The 16,461-nt window shown below is 69.3% G+C and carries 12 protein-coding genes; 2 read left to right on the top strand and 10 right to left on the bottom strand.

Annotated features, from left to right (window positions below; genetic code table 11):
• Nucleotide 1: 1 nt before the first annotated feature.
• From IFSED24_RS07325 to IFSED24_RS07315, 3 genes are read right to left on the bottom strand one after another with little or no spacing between them, the layout of a single operon-like run.
• On the bottom strand, nt 2–1,435 hold the full coding sequence (locus tag IFSED24_RS07325; RefSeq protein WP_491334562.1) for a tetratricopeptide repeat protein: 1,434 nt from the start codon (nt 1,433–1,435) through the stop codon (nt 2–4).
• Between the two features lie 2 nt (nt 1,436–1,437).
• Nucleotides 1,438–2,706 carry a glycosyltransferase gene (locus IFSED24_RS07320; protein ID WP_491334561.1) on the bottom strand — a complete coding sequence of 423 codons (1,269 nt, stop codon included), beginning with the start codon at nt 2,704–2,706 and terminating at the stop codon, nt 1,438–1,440.
• Nucleotides 2,703–3,074, bottom strand: a complete 372-nt coding sequence (locus IFSED24_RS07315; protein WP_491334560.1) for a hypothetical protein — start codon at nt 3,072–3,074, stop codon at nt 2,703–2,705. The genes IFSED24_RS07320 and IFSED24_RS07315 overlap by 4 nt, the downstream gene beginning before the upstream one ends.
• Before the next feature lie 263 nt (nt 3,075–3,337).
• On the opposite strand from IFSED24_RS07315, the gene alaS reads away from it, so the two are divergent.
• The gene (gene alaS, locus IFSED24_RS07310; RefSeq protein WP_491334559.1) at nt 3,338–6,046 is read left to right on the top strand and encodes an alanine--tRNA ligase; all 2,709 of its coding nucleotides are present in this window, start codon (nt 3,338–3,340) and stop codon (nt 6,044–6,046) included.
• Here the strand turns inward: alaS and IFSED24_RS07305 are convergent.
• The 4 genes from IFSED24_RS07305 to IFSED24_RS07290 form a co-directional block, all read right to left on the bottom strand.
• A complete protein-coding gene (locus tag IFSED24_RS07305; RefSeq protein ID WP_491334558.1) occupies nt 6,043–7,647 on the bottom strand; it encodes a hypothetical protein in 1,605 nt (534 codons plus the stop codon). The genes alaS and IFSED24_RS07305 overlap by 4 nt on opposite strands.
• Before the next feature lie 87 nt (nt 7,648–7,734).
• On the bottom strand, nt 7,735–8,295 hold the full coding sequence (locus tag IFSED24_RS07300) for a DJ-1 family glyoxalase III (protein ID WP_491334557.1): 561 nt from the start codon (nt 8,293–8,295) through the stop codon (nt 7,735–7,737).
• Between the two features lie 134 nt (nt 8,296–8,429).
• Nucleotides 8,430–9,917, bottom strand: coding sequence for a cytochrome c3 family protein (locus IFSED24_RS07295; RefSeq protein ID WP_491334556.1), 1,488 nt, complete (start codon nt 9,915–9,917; stop codon nt 8,430–8,432).
• A 20-nt stretch (nt 9,918–9,937) separates the two neighbouring features.
• Entirely contained in the window at nt 9,938–11,269 is a 1,332-nt protein-coding gene (locus tag IFSED24_RS07290) for a multiheme c-type cytochrome (RefSeq protein ID WP_491334555.1), read from the bottom strand.
• A gap of 284 nt (nt 11,270–11,553) precedes the next feature.
• Between IFSED24_RS07290 and IFSED24_RS07285 the strand changes: the two genes are divergently transcribed.
• Nucleotides 11,554–13,323 (top strand): sodium:solute symporter family protein, encoded by a 1,770-nt coding sequence (locus IFSED24_RS07285; RefSeq protein ID WP_491334554.1) that lies wholly within the window; start codon nt 11,554–11,556, stop codon nt 13,321–13,323.
• On the opposite strand, the gene IFSED24_RS07280 is transcribed toward IFSED24_RS07285, so the two are convergent.
• From IFSED24_RS07280 to IFSED24_RS07270, 3 genes are all read right to left on the bottom strand, one after another.
• Nucleotides 13,320–13,715, bottom strand: coding sequence for a hypothetical protein (locus tag IFSED24_RS07280; protein ID WP_491334553.1), 396 nt, complete (start codon nt 13,713–13,715; stop codon nt 13,320–13,322). The genes IFSED24_RS07285 and IFSED24_RS07280 overlap by 4 nt on opposite strands.
• A gap of 143 nt (nt 13,716–13,858) precedes the next feature.
• Nucleotides 13,859–15,373: a sensor histidine kinase gene (locus IFSED24_RS07275; protein ID WP_491334552.1), complete on the bottom strand. Its 1,515-nt coding sequence runs from the start codon at nt 15,371–15,373 to the stop codon at nt 13,859–13,861.
• Nucleotides 15,374–15,379: 6 nt separating this feature from the next.
• Nucleotides 15,380–16,108: a response regulator transcription factor gene (locus tag IFSED24_RS07270; RefSeq protein WP_491334551.1), complete on the bottom strand. Its 729-nt coding sequence runs from the start codon at nt 16,106–16,108 to the stop codon at nt 15,380–15,382.
• Between the last annotated feature and the right edge of the window lie 353 nt (nt 16,109–16,461).

Here is a 16,461-nt window from a genome sequence, read left to right as displayed (position 1 = left end):
GTCAGAAGAGCGCGCGCACGTTGAGGTGGATGGCGGTGCGGCTGTAGCCGCTGGCGCTGGAGAAGCGGCTGCGCGAGTAGCCGCCGCCGGCGGTGACCAGCCAGCGCGCCGATACGCGCCAGGCGAGGCGGCCGGCGAAGCCGCCGACCGTGAGCGCGTCCGAGCCCAGTTCCTTCTCCTGGCCGAGGCTGCCGTCGAGGTGCAGCGCTACCCGGTGCCAGCGGTGGACCAGGCCGGCGGCCAGGCTCAGGTTGCGCACCCAGTCGGGCGACCAGTAGCCGCCGGGGTAGGCCAGGTCGTGGTCCATGTAGGTGAACGTGGGGCCGGCTCGCAGCTCCCAGGTGCCGGACCGCTTCCACATGAGGTGGCCGTAGCCGCGGCGGCGCACGTTGCCGTCGCTGAAGTCGGCGCGCTGGCCGGCGGCCGAGAGCTGCCAGTGACGCAGCAGGCGGTAGTCGGCCGACAGGCCCACCATCTCGTGGTGCAGGTGCTTGGCGAACGCCGGCATGGTCTCCACCGGCAGGCTGCTCGCGCCCAGGTCGAGGCGCAGGCGCGGGGTCGCCAGGAAGGTGAGCCAGGCGTCGCCGCTGAGGCGGGTCCAGTCGAGCTCGCCGTCGGGGTCGATGTCGCCGTCGCTGCGGAAACGGTCGAGCCAGCTGTAGGCGTGCAGCGTCCAGCGGTGAGACAGCGGCGCGATGCAGCCGATCTGCAGGCGCGGGGCGGTGACGCGGGGCTGGCCGGGCTGGCGGTACCAGCCGAAGCCGGCGCCGGCCTCCACAAGCACGTTGCCCAGGTTGGTGCGGCCGCGCGCGGCGAGGCGGTCGATGTCCAGGTCGTCGCTGTCGCGGCTCGAGTCCCAGCGCAGGTCCAGGTTCGGGTCGTACTCGTCGAGCACCAGGAGCAGGAACTGCGAGGCGCCGCGGCTAGCGCCGGTGCCGCGGTGGTCGGTCTCCAGCGGGCGCAGCACCCGGTAGCCCTCGGCGTAGCGGTTGTCCCAGACGAGGGCGCGGCCCAGGCCCAGCTGCGAGCCCAGGTCGTCGGGATCCTCGGCCACCAGCTCGCGGTAGAGCGCGATGGCCTGGGGCTGCCGACCGCTCCAGCTGTAGGCCATGGCCAGGCCCTTGCGCGCGTCGCGGTTGGTTTCGCCGGGATGGCGCGCGAGGTAGCGGCGGAAGTAGAAGATGGCCTTCTCGGCGTCGTCGCGCCACAGCTTCTGGTAGGCCAGCTCGTCGACCACGGTGCCCACCAGGCGGGCGTCGTTGTTCAGCGCGTCGAGGTAGCTGCGGGACGCCTCCTCGTGGCGGTCCTTGCTCGCGGCCGTGCGGGCCAGGTCCACGCTGGCCAGCGCGGCCTCGGTGTCGATGGCCGAGCCGGACTGGGCCACGACGACCGGGGCGCTCAGCAAGAGGACGACGATGGGGATCCAGGCGCGCACCATCACTCCCTCACCGGTTTCCAGAGGGTGAACTGCCGCTTCTGCCGGTTGACGCCCACACCCTGCGGGTGGGTGGTCACGGTGATCACGGCCATGAGGATCCAGTAGACCAGCGGATAGAAGACGGCGGTCACGAAGTACCGCGGCAGCTTGGCGTCGTAGCCGCGATCGAGCACCACGCCGGTGATCAATTGCCCCACGCACACCGTGGCGATGAGCATGCCCCAGAAGTTGGGGATGGGGCTGGCGCCCACCGGCGGGTAGCCCAGGGCGTAGCTGGTGATCCAGACCATGCTCAGGAGCACGTAGGCGTAAGCCCAGGCCACCGAGAGGTTGGCCTCCAGCAGCACCGGCCAGAAGCGGCGGTGCTCCCAGCGGATGACCGTACGCCAGTGCCGGTGCAGGACCTGGCTCAGGCCCAGCGCCCAGCGGCGGCGCTGGCGCCACAGCCCCTGCAGCGACTGGGGCACGCGCATCCACATCACCGCCCGCGATTCGTAGCGGATGTCCCAGTGCCGGATCTGCAGCCGCCAGGTGATGTCGATGTCCTCGGTGGCCATCTCGGGGCTGTAGTAGCCCACGTCCTGCAGCGCCTCGCGCCGGAAGATGCCGACCACGCCCGACATGGTCATGATCCGGCCCCACACGCGCTGGGCGCGGCGCATGAGCGAGATGATGCTGGCGAATTCGATGGCCTGCAGCTTGGCCATGAAGCTGTCGCGGTTGACCACCCGCGGGTTGCCGGTGACGCCGGCCACGCGTGGCGAGGCGAAGTGCGGCACCATCATCTTGAGGATGTCGGGGTGGGGGATGGCGTCGGCGTCCATGATCAGGAGCAGTTCGCCGGTGCAGACCGGGATGGCGTCGTTGAGCGCCATGGCCTTGCCCTCGTTGACGCGCTTGCGCACCAGGCGGATCCGGCCGCGGTCGGCGAACGGCTGCAGGAGCGCCAGCGTGCCGTCGCTCGAGCAGTCGTCGACCACGACCACCTCGAAGTCCGGGTAATCCACTGCCAGGACGCCGCTCAGGGTCTCGACGATGTTGGCCTCCTCGTTGAAGGCCGGGATCACGAAGCTGACCCGCGGGTGGCGCGAGAGCAGGTAGAAGTCGGTGCGCCCTTCGCGGTCGCCGTACTCGCGCCGGCGGTAGAAGAGGATGGCCGTGTAGATCCACATGGCGCTGGAGGCGATGGGATACCAGGCGAAATACACCAGCAACGCCGCGTAGAACCAGGTGTTCTCGAAGGAGACGACCAGATCGTAGAGGCTCACGGCGCCGCCTCCCCGCCGGCCGTGGTGTAGGTCTTGGTCTCCTCGTCGGCATCGATGTCGATGACCCGGGCCGCGCGCAGCGTGGCGAGGCCGGGCTGGGCGATGGCGCGGCCGAGGGTGTCCCGGGCGAGCTCGGGGTCGGGGACCTGGCGCGCGCCGCATCGCCGCCCCTCGAACTTGCGGGCGAGGCGGAGGTTGTGGCCCACCCAGAGGATGGTGACCGCGAGGCCGATCAGGACCAGGGACACCAGCAAGAGCATGGCGCGCACGGTGCCCGGGCCGATCTCGCGGCCCAGCACGACACGCCAGTAGTAGCCGAAGAGGCCCCACATGGCGAGGGAGACGAGCACGTGCAAGAGGTGGCGCATCGCTGGACGTCCATGTCGCTTGAGCACAACGAGTGTCCTGGTCCATCATTTTATCGGACGCTCAAAGCTGGTGTTTAACGTGGATTTGCACAAGCGGAGCCGCTTCAGAGGCTCCCAGCCGCCCTTGCGACCGCCGCGGCCGGCCGGAACGCCGCCGCCGCCCGGGTTGACCACCGCCCCGGCCGTCATTAGACTTCCGGAGCTCAGGACGGCCCACGCCCCGCGGGCCGCGCCCCCGGAACCCCGACCAGAGGTCGTTGCCCTTGAAGATCAGCGAGATCCGCGCCCGTTTTCTGGAGTTCTTCGCCGAGCACGGTCATACCGTGGTGGCTTCCAGCACCCTGGTGCCACAGGACGACCCCACCCTGCTCTTCACCAACGCCGGCATGAACCAGTTCAAGGGCGTGTTCCTCGGCCTGGAGACCCGCGACTACAAGCGCGCGGCCAGCGTCCAGAAGTGCATGCGCGTCAGCGGCAAGCACAACGACCTGGAGGAAGTGGGCAAGGACGCGCGTCACCACACCTTCTTCGAGATGCTCGGCAACTGGAGCTTCGGCGACTACTACAAGGCCGAGTCGCTGCGCTGGGGCTACGACTTCCTGGTCCGCGATATGGGCCTGGATCCGGACCGCCTCTGGTACTCGGTCTACAAGGACGACGACGAGGCCTACGGCGTCTTCAAGGACCAGCTCCAGATCCCGGCCGAGCGCATCGTCCGCCTCGGCGACATCGAGCAGGGCGACGAGGAGAACTTCTGGTCCATGGCCGACACCGGCCCCTGCGGCCCCTGCGCCGAGATCCATTACGACCAGGGCGCGCAGATGGCCTGCGACCATCGCGACGGCTGCGCGCTCGGCGTCTGCGACTGCGACCGCTGGCTCGAGCTCTGGAACCACGTCTTCATGGAGTTCGACCGCGACCGGGACGGCAAGCTGCACCCGCTGCCCATGAAGAGCGTCGACACCGGCCTCGGCCTCGAGCGCCTGGCCGCGGTGCTGCAGGGCGTCCAGAGCAACTACCAGACCGACCTCTTCCAGAAGCTCGTCGGGGCGGCCGCCGAGCTCAGCGGCCGCCGGCCCGTGGGCGAGGACCTGATCAGCATGCAGGTCATCGCCGACCACGCCCGCGCGGTGGCCTTCACCATCGCCGACGGCGCCACGCCCAGCAACGAGGGCCGCGGCTACGTGGTCCGCCGCATCCTGCGCCGCGCCGCGCGCCACGGCCACCTGCTGGGCCTGGAGGAACCCTTCCTCTACCGCGTGGCCGACGTGGTGGTCGACGAGATGGGCGACGCCTACCCCGAGCTGCGCGAGCGCCGCGACCGTGTGCTGCAGGTGATCCGCCAGGAGGAGGAGCGCTTCCTGCGCACCCTCGCCGCGGGCCTGAAGATCTACGGCGACATCCGCGAGCAGATGAAGGGCGAGGGCCGCACCGAGGTGACCGGCGACGAGGCCTTCAAACTCCACGACACCTACGGCTTCCCTGTCGACCTCACCGCGGTGATGGCCGAGGAGGACGGCTTCACGGTGGACGAGTGGGGCTTCCAGGAATGCATGGACCGTCAGCGCGCCCAGAGCGGCAAGGAGCGCGTCTTCATGCAGGGGATCGGCGCCTGGCAGCCGCTGCGCGAGGGCGCCGTGCTGCGCAGCCTTTTCACCGGCTACGACGAGCTCGACGGCGAGAGCGAGGTGCTGGCCGTGCGGGTAGGGGGCCGGGACGAGGAGGGCCCGCTCGCGCATCTGCTCTGCGCCGAGACCCCGTTCTATCCCGAGGGCGGCGGCCAGATCGGCGACACGGGCACGGTCCGTCTGGCCGGTGGCCAGGAACTGACGGTGCTCACCACGCTCAAGTCCGAGGAAGGCCCGGCGCTGGTGGTCCGCGGCGAGGCGAACGACATCGCCGCGCTGCTGCGAGCCGCTGGTCCGGTTTTGCTCGCCGTGGACACGAGCCGCCGCCTGCCCACCATGCGCCATCACACCGCCACGCACCTGGTCCACGCTGCGCTGCGCCGCGTTCTCGGCGACCACGTCGAGCAGGCGGGCAGCGAGGTCACGCCCGACCGGCTGCGCTTCGATTTCCGCCACGACCAGCCGCTGACCCGCGCCGAGATCGCCGCGGTGGAGGACCTGGTCGGCCGCGCGGTGCTGGACAACCAGCCGGTCCTGCGGCGTGACGATGTGCCGCTGAATGAGGCCAAGGCCGCCGGCGCCATGGCGCTCTTCGGCGAGAAGTACGGCGACCGCGTGCGCATGATCGAGATCCCCGGCGGACCCGTGGTCGCCACGGCGCTGGGTCAGGAGGACGGCGACACCTACTCGCTCGAGCTCTGCGGCGGCACCCACTGCGACGCCACCGGCGACGTGGGCGCCTTCCGCATCACCAGCGAGGGCTCGGTGGCCGCGGGGGTGCGGCGCATCGAGGCGGTAGCCGGAGAGGCGGCACTGGCGCTGGACCTTGCCGACCGCGACCAGGTCCACGCCCTCGCCGACGTCCTGCGCCGCGAAGGCGGACCCTACGCCGACCAGGTGGAGACCTTGCGCCACGAGCTGAACCAGCTCCGCAAGGAACTCCAGCGGGCCCAGCAGGCCTCGGCCCAGGCCGGGCTCGAGGACACGCTGGCGGCGCCGCGTCAAATCGGCGACGTCCAGCTCGTGGTGGCCCACGTGCCGGCCGAGGACCGCGAAGCCCTGCTCCAGCTCGGCGACCATGTGCGCGACAAGCTGGGTGCGCACGGCGTGGTGGTGCTGGGGGCCGAATGGGAAGGCAAGGCCACGTTGCTGGTGACCCTCACCAACGACCTGGTGCTGGCCAAGACGCTGCATGCGGGCAACCTGGTCAAGGACCTGGCCACGCGGGTCGGCGGGCGCGGCGGCGGCCGACCCAACACGGCCCAGGCGGGGCTGCCCGACGCGGCGGCGCTGCAGCAGGCGCTGGACTCGGTCGACGAGGTGCTCAGGACCCAGCTCGGCTAGCGTGCCTCCAGCCGCACGCGCTGCAGGACCTGCCTGTCATCGGGCAGGTCCGCATCGCTGAATTCCAGCACCGGCTCCGGTCCGGACAGCGGGCCCAGTTCCGGCTCCAGCGTTGCCTGGAGTGCGGGCCATTCCTCGTCGGCCACGTAGAGGTCGGACCCGGCGAGGAGGGCGCGCCGGGCGTCGGCCACGGCGGCCCGCCAGACGGTGTGGTCGGCATCATCGCGATCGGATCGCGGCCCGGGAATGCCGTGGACCGTCTGTCCGGCGCGGAAGTAGATGGCGCATTGCCACACCCGATCCTCGCGCAGCACCACGGCATCGTCGGGCCCGACATGGCGCGCCAGGAAGACCAGCAAGGGCTGGTGCGCGTCGTTCTCATGGTGCCGGGGCAGGATCCCACCCACCAGGTTGTAGGCCACCGTGGCGGCGAGCACCAGGCCCAGGAGCACGGGTGCCAGCCGGGCGCCGCGACCCCGCCAGGCGGTCCAGCCCAGCGCCGCCAGCGCCACCAGTCCGGGCAGGACCGGCGCCCAGAACTTGCGGTTCGAGGGTTCCCACCAGCCGGCGAACAGGAAGCCCAGGACGGTCAACAGGAGCACGTTGAGCAGCGCCCGTCGCTCGCGGCCGCCGCGGCGGGCCCAGGCCGGCAGCACACCCAGCAGACCGAGCCCCAGCAGGAGGGCCAGCAGCAGGAAGGGCGCCAAAAGCAGCATGAGCCGGGCGTCGGCCGGCCGGCCGGCGAAGGCGTATTCCTTGAGCGGCATGCCCGTCAGGAGCGCGGAGCCCAGCCCGCGCGGCACGTCCCGCGAGAAGAGCAGCTGCAGCGACCCGCACTGGCCGGAGAACTCCTCGCTGTAGCCGGTGACCCAGCGGGCGAGTTCTCCCGGCACGACGCCGCCCGTGGCCACGGCGCCCGCCACCAGGTAGCAGGCCATGACCGTGCCGCCGGCCGCGGCCAGGCAGATGGCGCCCAGGCGCAGCCGGCGCCCGGGTTCGGCCTCGCGCGCGAGCATCCAGGCCAGCAGCGGGGTCCAGAGCACCAGCGACTGGTGGACCAGGACGCTGCCGACCATGGTGGCGGCCAGACCCAGGGCATGGCGTTTCGTCACGCCGGCGGCACGGTCGTCACGAGGTAGTTCGGTGGCCCAGGTGAGACAGGCCGTGCCGAAGAAGGCGAAGAGCGGGACGCCCTCGGCCTGGGTGGCGTGATACCAGGTCAGATAGAGGGTAGCCAGCAGCGTGGTCCACAGCGCGAGCGGGAGCGGCCGGGCGCCGGTGAGACGCGCGAGCAGGCGCCACATCAGGCCGAGCGTGGCCACGGTCACCACGACGTTGAAGGCCTGCAGGGGCAGGACCGCCCGGCCGGGCCAGCCGAACCATTGCCACAGCCGGTACCAGGCGCGCAGCAGGGGTTCGAGCGCCAGGTGGTGCGGGTGCAGCAAGGTGGGCCAGTCGGCGAATTCGGCGTCCCAGAGGTAGTAGAGGCTGTCGATGGTGAAGATGTGCTGGCGGAACAGACCGTAGAGCACGGCGCAGGCCGACAGGATCGGGCAGACGATGAGGAAGCCGTCGAGGGTGGGCGAGGAACGGCGGGTCACGAGACAGCTTTCCTTTCATGCGGGCCGCAGCGGGCACGGCGGGCAGCCTAGCACGAACCATCAGCGAGGCGAAAGCGATTCGTGGGCTCAATCCTGGACCAGCATGGGTCCGGCCACCTCGTCCCTGGTGGTGCGACCGTGGAGCTGGGCCACGAGCTCGAGGGCGAACGCCAGCGCGGTACCCGGACCGGCACTGGTGACGATATGGCCGGAGACCACCACGCGCTCCAGATCGCGCTGGGCGGCCGGGATGCGCTCGAGGAACGCGGGATGGCACGTGGCCCGCGCATCGGTCAGCACTCCCAGGGGCAACAGGACCACCGCCGGCGCGGCGCAGATGGCGCCGATGAGTCCCCGGCGATCGTGCTGCCGCGTGAGGATCGCGACGAGAGCGGCGCTCCGGCTCAGATGTTCGGCGCCGGGCATCCCGCCGGGCACCGCCACCAGATCCCAGTCGCGGTTCGCCAGGTCCTGGAGCCGCTGGTCGGCCACGAGCCGCACCCCGCGCGAGCAGGTGATCGCGAGCTGGTCGCCGGCTGCGGCCACGGTCACGTCGGTGCCGGCGCGGCGCAGGGTGTCGATGATGGTGACGGCCTCGATCTCCTCGGTGCCGTCGGCCACGGGAACGAGGGCGGTGCGCTGGGTCATGACGGGCCTCCGCTCGCTGGTCGGGGTACCTGGACAAGACTAAGGCCGAACGTCGGATCCGCCTAGCCCACCGGCGGCCAGAAGAAACCGCCGCCGGCGATCGCCGGCGGCGGTGGGTGAAGCTCCCGAAAACGTCAGCGCGCGCCGCCGGTGAATTCGGCCTGCAGGTAGACGTGCATGGCCGAATCGGGCTGGGCGGCGGCCACGGGTTCGAGGTACCGGAACGCCGAGGGGCTCTCGAACGCGAGGAGCGAGTGGCAGAGCGTGCAGTCGGCGGAGATGGAGCGCCCCTCGCTGTCGACCATGTCGCTGTTGTGGCAGCGGAAACAGCCGGCCTTGCCCTGACGGTGCCCGAGATGGCTGGGGTAGTTGCCCCAGTCCACGTTCATGGCCGGATGCACGTTCCGAGCGTGGGCCTCGGCCAGCGCGGCGGCCATGACGTCCAGCGCGTCGAGATGGCGGTTGGCCGCCGCGGGATCCCGGCGCCGGTAGAAGCCGCGCAGCGACCGGGCCATGGCCGCCTCGCGATTCTCGCCCTCGCCGATGGTGGCGGTGAGCGCCGCCAGGCCGGCGGCCTTGGCCCACGGCACCGAACGGTCGATCCTGCCCTCGGCCAGCAAATGGTCCACCACATCGTCGGGAGTCTGGTAGACGTGGGTGGCCCGGTTGTGGCAGTCGATGCAGTCGAGGGTGCGGACCTCGGGCCGCGGCTCGCCGGCGGGGACGATGGCGCGCCGGTTTTCGTAGCGGTGATACTCTCCGTCCCGCTTGACCTCGACCCAGGCCATCTCCAGACGATCCTCGCTCAGCGACTGGTACCGCACCTCGTTGTCGGCGGAGACGTGCCAGTGGATCTTACCAGTCTGACCGCCGGCACCCACCTTCAGGGCCAGGGTGCTGTAGCGCGGCGTGCTCTCCACGTCGGTCGCGAAGCGCGTGAAGGTCTTGATCCGGTCGCCGTAGAATTGGTCGGGCCAGTGGCATTTCTCGCAGGTCTCGCGCGCGGGGCGCAGGGTGTGCACCGGCGTGGGGATCGGCCGGTTGAACCCGCCCACCGTGACCAGCCACATCTGGCGCAGCCCGTTGAGCTTGGCGTCGACCAGCGCCTCGGTGCCCTCGCCGACGTGGCACTCGACGCAGGCCACGTGGGCGTGAGGGCTGCTCTGGTAGGTGACCCATTCGGGATTCATCACCGTGTGGCAGGTGGTGCCGCAGAACTCGGGACTGTCCATGTGGTGCAGGATGGCCGCGCCGCCGAAGCCGATGACCAGCAGGTTGATCACCGTCAGCCCCGCGATGGTCAGGGACAGGCTCGACCCCAGCGGGTTGGCCTTGACCAGCTCCTGCGGAAAGGCTTCCCGCAGGAGCTGGTCGGTGGAGAGCCCCGTGCGCCGGCGCAGCTGCCACCAGCCCACGGGGATCAGGATCAGGCCCAGGATGAAGAGCCCCGGCAGCACCAGGAAGGTGACCAGCCCGGCGTAGCTGTTGCCCATGACCCCGGCGGCCTGCAAGAGGAGCAGGAAGATCAGGAGCAGGAACGAGCTCGTCGTCAGGGCCACCCCGAGGGTGCCGGTCCGGGTGGTGGACAGGCCCCTGATGAAGGATCGGAAGCGCCGAAGCATGGTCGCTCCTTACGTCGGGGCTACTGGCCCAAGGGGCCCTGGAACATGGCGGCGTACTTCTCGGCCAGCTTGCCCGACTTGATGTCCGCCTTGATGTCGGCGGTGGGTCGGCTCAGCCAGACGTGGAACTCGTCGGCCATGATTTCGTCGATGGCCTGGTCGAGTTCGGGGTCGTGGAACTCGCGCAGCTCGGGGATGAACTTGAAGTAGAAGTGCTGCGCCACCTCGTAGATCCCATGCCACCAGGTGTAGTCCGGTCCCATCATGGCGGCGCCGTGGCGGGCGCGGCGACCCTCGTGGTGCCAGATCTCCCAGTAGGTCCACTCGTACTTGTTGCTGAAGTTGGCAACACCCTCGCCCAGCTTCTTCTCCTTGGCCAGCTTGTGCAGGCGGCCGGCGGGCTTGGCGAACTTCTCGTTGTACATGTTGACCAGGCCGTCGAACTGCGCGTAATGGCCGTCCACGAAGTTCTGGCCGTGGCAGTTGCGGCAGACGTCCTGCATGTTGGCGCGCTTGATCTCCCAGTTGTCCTTGGTCTTGGAGACCGGCGGCCGCAGCGTCCAGCTGATGCGCTCGCCCACCTCGTGGGTGACCGGCTGGGTGCTGGTGGCGGACATGTGGCAGGTGGCGCAGGTGGGCGCCGCGTAGTAGTCCACGCCCACGACCCAGCGGTCGCTGTCGATGTTCATGTCGTCCAGGTTGGTGTAGTAGGCGTTGCCGTGCTTGCTCTCCTCGTAGACCTCCTTCTGCGGATGGTCGGGACCGAGGTGGCACTTGGAGCAGGCCTCGGGCTTGCGGGCCTGGGCCACGTCGAAGGCGTGGCGAGTGTGGCAGGCCGAGCAGGCGCCCTTGCTGCCGTCGGGGTTCAGCCGGCCGATGCCGCTGTTGGGCCAGCTCAACCGATGCAGCTTGTTGGGGGAATCGGGGTCGATGCGGACCTTGCCGCCGTGGCAGCTCTCGCAGCCGGCGATGGCCACCGGGTGGCCGCCGGCGGCGTGGGCGAGGTAGGCGTCGGCCGACTCGAGGATCTCGCCGGCGTGGGCGTGGTAGCTGTTCTGGACCTGCTGCGATTCCTTCTCGTGGCAGGCGCCGCAATCCTTGGGCGTGACCAGCGTGGCGATGAGCGCGCCCTCGTGCATGTAGGCGTCGCTGTCGCTCTGCCTGGCGCCGTGGCAATCGATGCACGTCACGCCGGCAGAGCCGTGCTTGCTGGTGAACCACTGCTTGTACAGTCCAGGGGACTTCTCCTTGTGGCAGGTCATGCATTTGCCGGCGGGACTGTCGGCGTCCACGGCCAGCACGGGGGCGGCCGCCAGCAGGATCAGGCCGAGGCAGAGAAGGTAACGCATCATGATTCCGTCTCCCGGTCGGGGGCGAAAGAGGGTTGTCGTTAACCATATAACGACCTGGTCAACAAGGGATGCAACCCGCAATCCCATGGATCTTGACATCCGTCAACTACGAGCCAAGAACGGCAACGGCTTACAGAAAGGCCGGTTACGATTAGCGTTCTCGTTGTGGGCCGGACGCTGCTTCGTCCCGGCGCCAAGTGACTGCCGGTGCGGATGGGCGACCATTCCCGGGCCGGGCCAACCCGGTCTTGCCCAAGTCCCCTGCCCGTGTTTCCATGGCCGGCATGACCACGCTGCACCCCCTGGACTGGACCATCATCGCGCTCTACGCCGTGGGCACCGTGGCCCTCGGCGTGGCCTTCAGCCGCCGCGCCAGCCGCGACAGCGAGAGCTACTTCCTCGCCGGCCGCACGCTGCCCTGGTGGATCCTGGGCACGAGCATGGTGGCCACCACCTTCGCCGCCGACACGCCCCTGGCCGTGACCGGCTTCGTCCGCGAGCACGGCATCTGGTACAACTGGTTCGGCTGGCATTACGTCCTGGCCCAGACCCTGGCGGTGTTCCTCTTCAGCCGCTTCTGGCGCCGCGCCGAGGTGATCACCGACAACGAGCTGATCGAGCTGCGCTACGCCGGCCGTCCCGCCGCCGCGCTGCGCGGGTTCAAGGCGTGCTACTTCGCGGTGGTCTACAACTTCATCGTGCTCGGCTGGGTGCTCAAGGGCATGGCCACGGTGGCCGAGACCGTGCTCGGCATCGACCCCACCGTGGCGGTCCTCGCCGGCGCCGGCTTCGCCCTGGCCTACGCGCTGCTCGCGGGATTCTGGGGCGTGGTGGTCACCGACGTGGTGCAGTTCGCCCTGGCCATGGCGGGGTCCATCGCGCTGGCCGTCATCGCGGTCGACCGCATCGGCGGCATCGCCGAGCTCCAGGCGCGCCTGGCCGCCTCGCCGCTGGTCACCGCCGACACCACCGCCTTCATTCCCGGCGGCGGCCTCGAGCTGGGCAGCAACCTCTTCAAGTTCCTGGTCTTCGTCACCGTGATGTGGTGGGCCTCGCACAACGCCGACGGCGGCGGCTACCTCATCCAGCGCATGGCCGCCGCCCGCGACGAGCGCCACGCCCGCGGCGCCACGCTCTGGTACGTGATCGCGGTCAACGCGGTCCGCTACTGGCCCTGGATCCTGGCCGCGCTCGCCTCGCTGGTCTTCTTCCCGACCCTGCCCGCGGGCCAGGGCCAGGAGGCGGCCTACCCGCTCCTGATGAAGGAGGTGCTGGGGCCCGGCCTGCTGGGCGTGATGCTGGTGAGCTTCTTCGCGGCGTTCATGTCCACCATCGACACCCACCTGAACTGGGGCGCCAGCTACCTGGTCAACGACCTCTACTTGCGCTTCCTGCGCCCGCGGGCCAGCGCCCGCGAGACCGTGACGGTGGCCAAGATCTGCGTGGCGCTGATGATGGTGCTCGCCGCAGTGGTCGCGTTCTTCCTCACGAGCATCGGCAAGGCCTGGCTCTTCGTCTGGGCCATGGGCGCGGGCATCGGACCGGTACTGATCCTGCGCTGGTTCTGGTGGCGCATCAACGCCTGGAGCGAGATCTCGGCGCTGGCGGCCTCGGTGCTCATGGCGGTTGGTTTCGAGGTGGCCGCCGCGATCCAGAGCGGCGCCGACTACGCGCTCTTCGCCACGCCTTTGTACGTGGGCAATCTGGTCCTGGCCACCCACCACAAGGCCCTGATCCTGGTGCCGGTGACCATCGTGATCTGGCTCGTGGTGACCTTCTTCACCGCGCCGGTGCCGGCCGAACGGCTGGCCGCGTTCTACCGGAAGGTGCGGCCGGGCGGGGCGTGGGGGCCGGTGGCCAGCGCGTGTCCCGAGGTGGTCTGCGACGGGATCGGGCGCGGCACCATCGTGACCTGGCTGGGCGGGGTGGCCATGGTCTACGGCATCCTCTTCGGGCTGGGCAAGCTGCTGCTGGGCGCGCCGGGCAGCGCCGCGGTGCTGGGGGGCGTGGCGGCGCTGGGCGCGGTGGCCGTGGTGCGGGAGTTCCGGCGCTAGGCCCCGAAGAAATTCACCGGCTCGAATTCCTCGCTGTCGCCGCCGTAGGCCTTCACCTCGTCGCCGGCCTCGATGAACGTGGCGTGCGTCCCGTACTTCCGGCTGAACCGCACCCGCCGGGCGTTCTGCCCGGGCGCCGCCAGATGCAGCTCGATGAAGTCCTTGTGCGTGGGGGAGGTGAGGTCGGCGCTGCAGACCGGGCAGGCGAAGTTGACCTTGGCGCCGGTTGCGAGCAGGTCGGCCACGTTGCGGTCGAGCGTGAACTTGAAGTTGCCGGGCAGCGGGCTGAGCAGGATCAGACCCTGCCGCTTCCGGTAGCGGGCCACCAGCACGACCTTCACGCTGGGGTTCAGGTTGGCCTGGCAATGCGGGCAGTAGTAGAGATTCTTCATGGGACGACCTCCGGTGCGGAAACCGGTGCCACGGCCGCCGGCGAACAGGGCGGTCGCACGTTGCTCGTACCCTAACGTGAAACACAAGGCCGGCGATTTGTCCACCGTCTTTGGCGGGAAAACCGGTCTCCGTGGCGGGGGGACTACCCCTCGGCCTCGCCGGCGAGCAGGGTCTCGGCGGCGGCGAGCCGGAAGCGGAAGCAGGCGCCGTGGCCGGGCTGGCTCTCCACGGTGAGCCGGCTGCCGTGCCCCTCGACGATCTTGGCGCTGATGGCCAGGCCCAGGCCGCTGCTCTGGCCCTTGCGGGTGCGGGCGGGGTCGCAGGTGAAGAACCGCTCGAAGATGTGCGGCTGGTCCTCGAGAGCGATGCCCGGGCCTTCGTCGCGCACGGCGACCTCCACGGTGCCGTCGCCCTTGTCGCGCACGATGATCCAGACCTCGCTGTCCTCGTGGCTGAACTTGATGGCGTTCTCCAGGAGGTTCTGCATGACCTGCGCCACCTGCAGCGGATCGGCGTGGACCATGGGCAGGTCGTCGGGGCAATCGCACTCCACGGCGATGCGCTTCTCCGCGGCCGGGGCAGCGCAGCGCGCCAGCACGCCCTCGGCCAGCTCGGGCAGCGGGAAGTCCTCGAGGTTGAAGCGCGCCTGGCCGGCGTCCAGTCGCGAGAGCTGGAGCAGGTGATCCACCAGGCGGTCGAGGTGGGCGAGGTTGTCGGTGATGATCTTGAGGTAGCGCTGGTACTCCCCGGCCTGCATGTCCGCCCCGCGCATGCTCAGCGTCTCGATGTAGCCGCGCAGGCTGGCCATGGGCGTGCGCAGGTCGTGGGAGATGTTGGCGATGAGCTGGCGCTGGAACAGTTCCTTGTTCTGCAACTCGTCGATCATGGTCTCGAGCTTGGCGGCCATGGCGTTGACGTCGCGGCCGAGGCGGCCGAGGTCGTCGGCGCTGTTGTCGGCGACCCGGCGCGAGAGATCTCCGGTCGAGAACGCCGCCACCGCGGCGGAAAGTCCATGGATCCGGCGAGTCAACCAGGCCATGACCACCCAGCCCACCAGGAAGCTGCCCACCAGACCCACCAGCACCGCCTGCAGCCAGAGCGTGCGCGGCGACAGCGCCACGTCCGCCTCGGAGAAGATCAGCGGGCGCCAGCTGGCCGCGAGGAAGGCGGTGGCCGTGCCGTCGGGGCCCTCCACCGGCGCCACGTGGAAGATGCGGTTGACGTAGGCGTCGATGTTAGAGGGGTCGGGGTAGATCTCGTCGAAGGCCCAGGCGGGGTCGCTCATGTCGGCCAGCAGCTGGGGATCGACCGTACCCACGGCCGAGCCCAGGCTGTCGGGATCGCTGGTGGCCAGGACGTGGCCGTCGGCGGCGAAGAACACCACCTCGGCGTCGAAGGAATCGATGCCCCGGCCGTAGGTCACCGCCAGCGCCTCGAAGTCGGCCACGGTCATGGTCTCGGCCACGTCGGCCAGGCTGTCCACCTCGGCGTCCGCCAGCTCGGCGTACCAGTACTCCTCGGCCGCGTCCTGGGCGGGGGGCGCGAACACCGTGTGCTCCATCCAGAGGTAGTAGAACCCTCCGACGACGAGGAGCAGCACGAGGAACAGGGCCGGGACCCGGACGTGCAGCATGGTGGTGAAGCGCGGCCAAGCCATGGCGACCTACAGGTATTCCTCAGTGAAGCGGTAACCGATGCCCCAGACCGTGAGGATCAGGCGCGGGCGGTTGGGATTCTCCTCGACCTTGTTGCGCAGGCGGTTGATGTGGCTGTTGACGGTGTGCTCGTAGATGTCCGAGTCCTGGTCCCAGACCAGGTCCAGCAGCTGGCGCCGGCTGAACGTGCGGCCGGGGCGGGCGGCGAGGGTGTGCAGGAGATCGTACTCCTTGACCGTCAGCTGGATGGGCTCGCCGCGGACCTCGACCTTGCGCTTGCCGTGGTCGATCTTCAGCGGGCCGAGGTCGAGGATCTGGTCGCCGGCGGCGATGCGGGCGAGTTCCTCGGCGCGCTCGATACGGCGGCGCAGCACCTTGATGCGCGCCACCAGCTCGCGGACCGAGAACGGCTTGGTCATGTAGTCGTCGCAACCCAGCTCGAGGCCGAGCACCTTGTCGGCTTCCTCGTTGCGAGCGGTGAGCATGAGCACCGGCGTGCGGCTGTCCTGGCTGCGGATCTCGCGCAGCACGTCGAGGCCGGACATGGACGGCAGCATCCAGTCCAGGATGACCAGCGAGTAGGACCCCTCGTGGAAGGCGTGCAGGCCCGCCTCGCCGTCGGCGGCGGCGGTCACCTGGAAACCCTCGCTCTGCAGGTGCATGGAGAGCAGGTCGATGAGCTCCTGGTCGTCCTCGATCAACAGGAGCTTCTTGCTGGTCTGGTTGCCTTCGGTCATGCGCTCACCTTCTTGGGGTCGGGGTGGGGCCCCGTGATACTTTCGGCTAAGTGCAATTTTATCATCTTCATAGCCCTAGTGCCAAGCCCTGTATTATGGCTAAAATGGGACATCTTTGTGCGTAAAATGTCGTATTTTAAGTTAAAAATGGCCGTCTTAATACAAATAGAATCTTGGCGTGATGAAAATGTGATATTTGCCTGTCATGATTCCGGCACATCGGGAATTTCGAGGGAGCATTCCCGTCCCGGATTAACCTGCGATTGTCTTGGGTAGCGGCCCACACTGTTGAGCCGATGGATCATCCCCACGACGCCTGAGGACTCGTGGTGACGCCCTGCCAGAGGATGGAT

It is taken from the genome of Candidatus Latescibacter sp. IFSED24, from assembly GCF_058273205.1.
The sequence above is the reverse complement of the archived record's forward strand: the minus strand, read 5'-3'. Positions and strand labels throughout refer to the sequence as shown.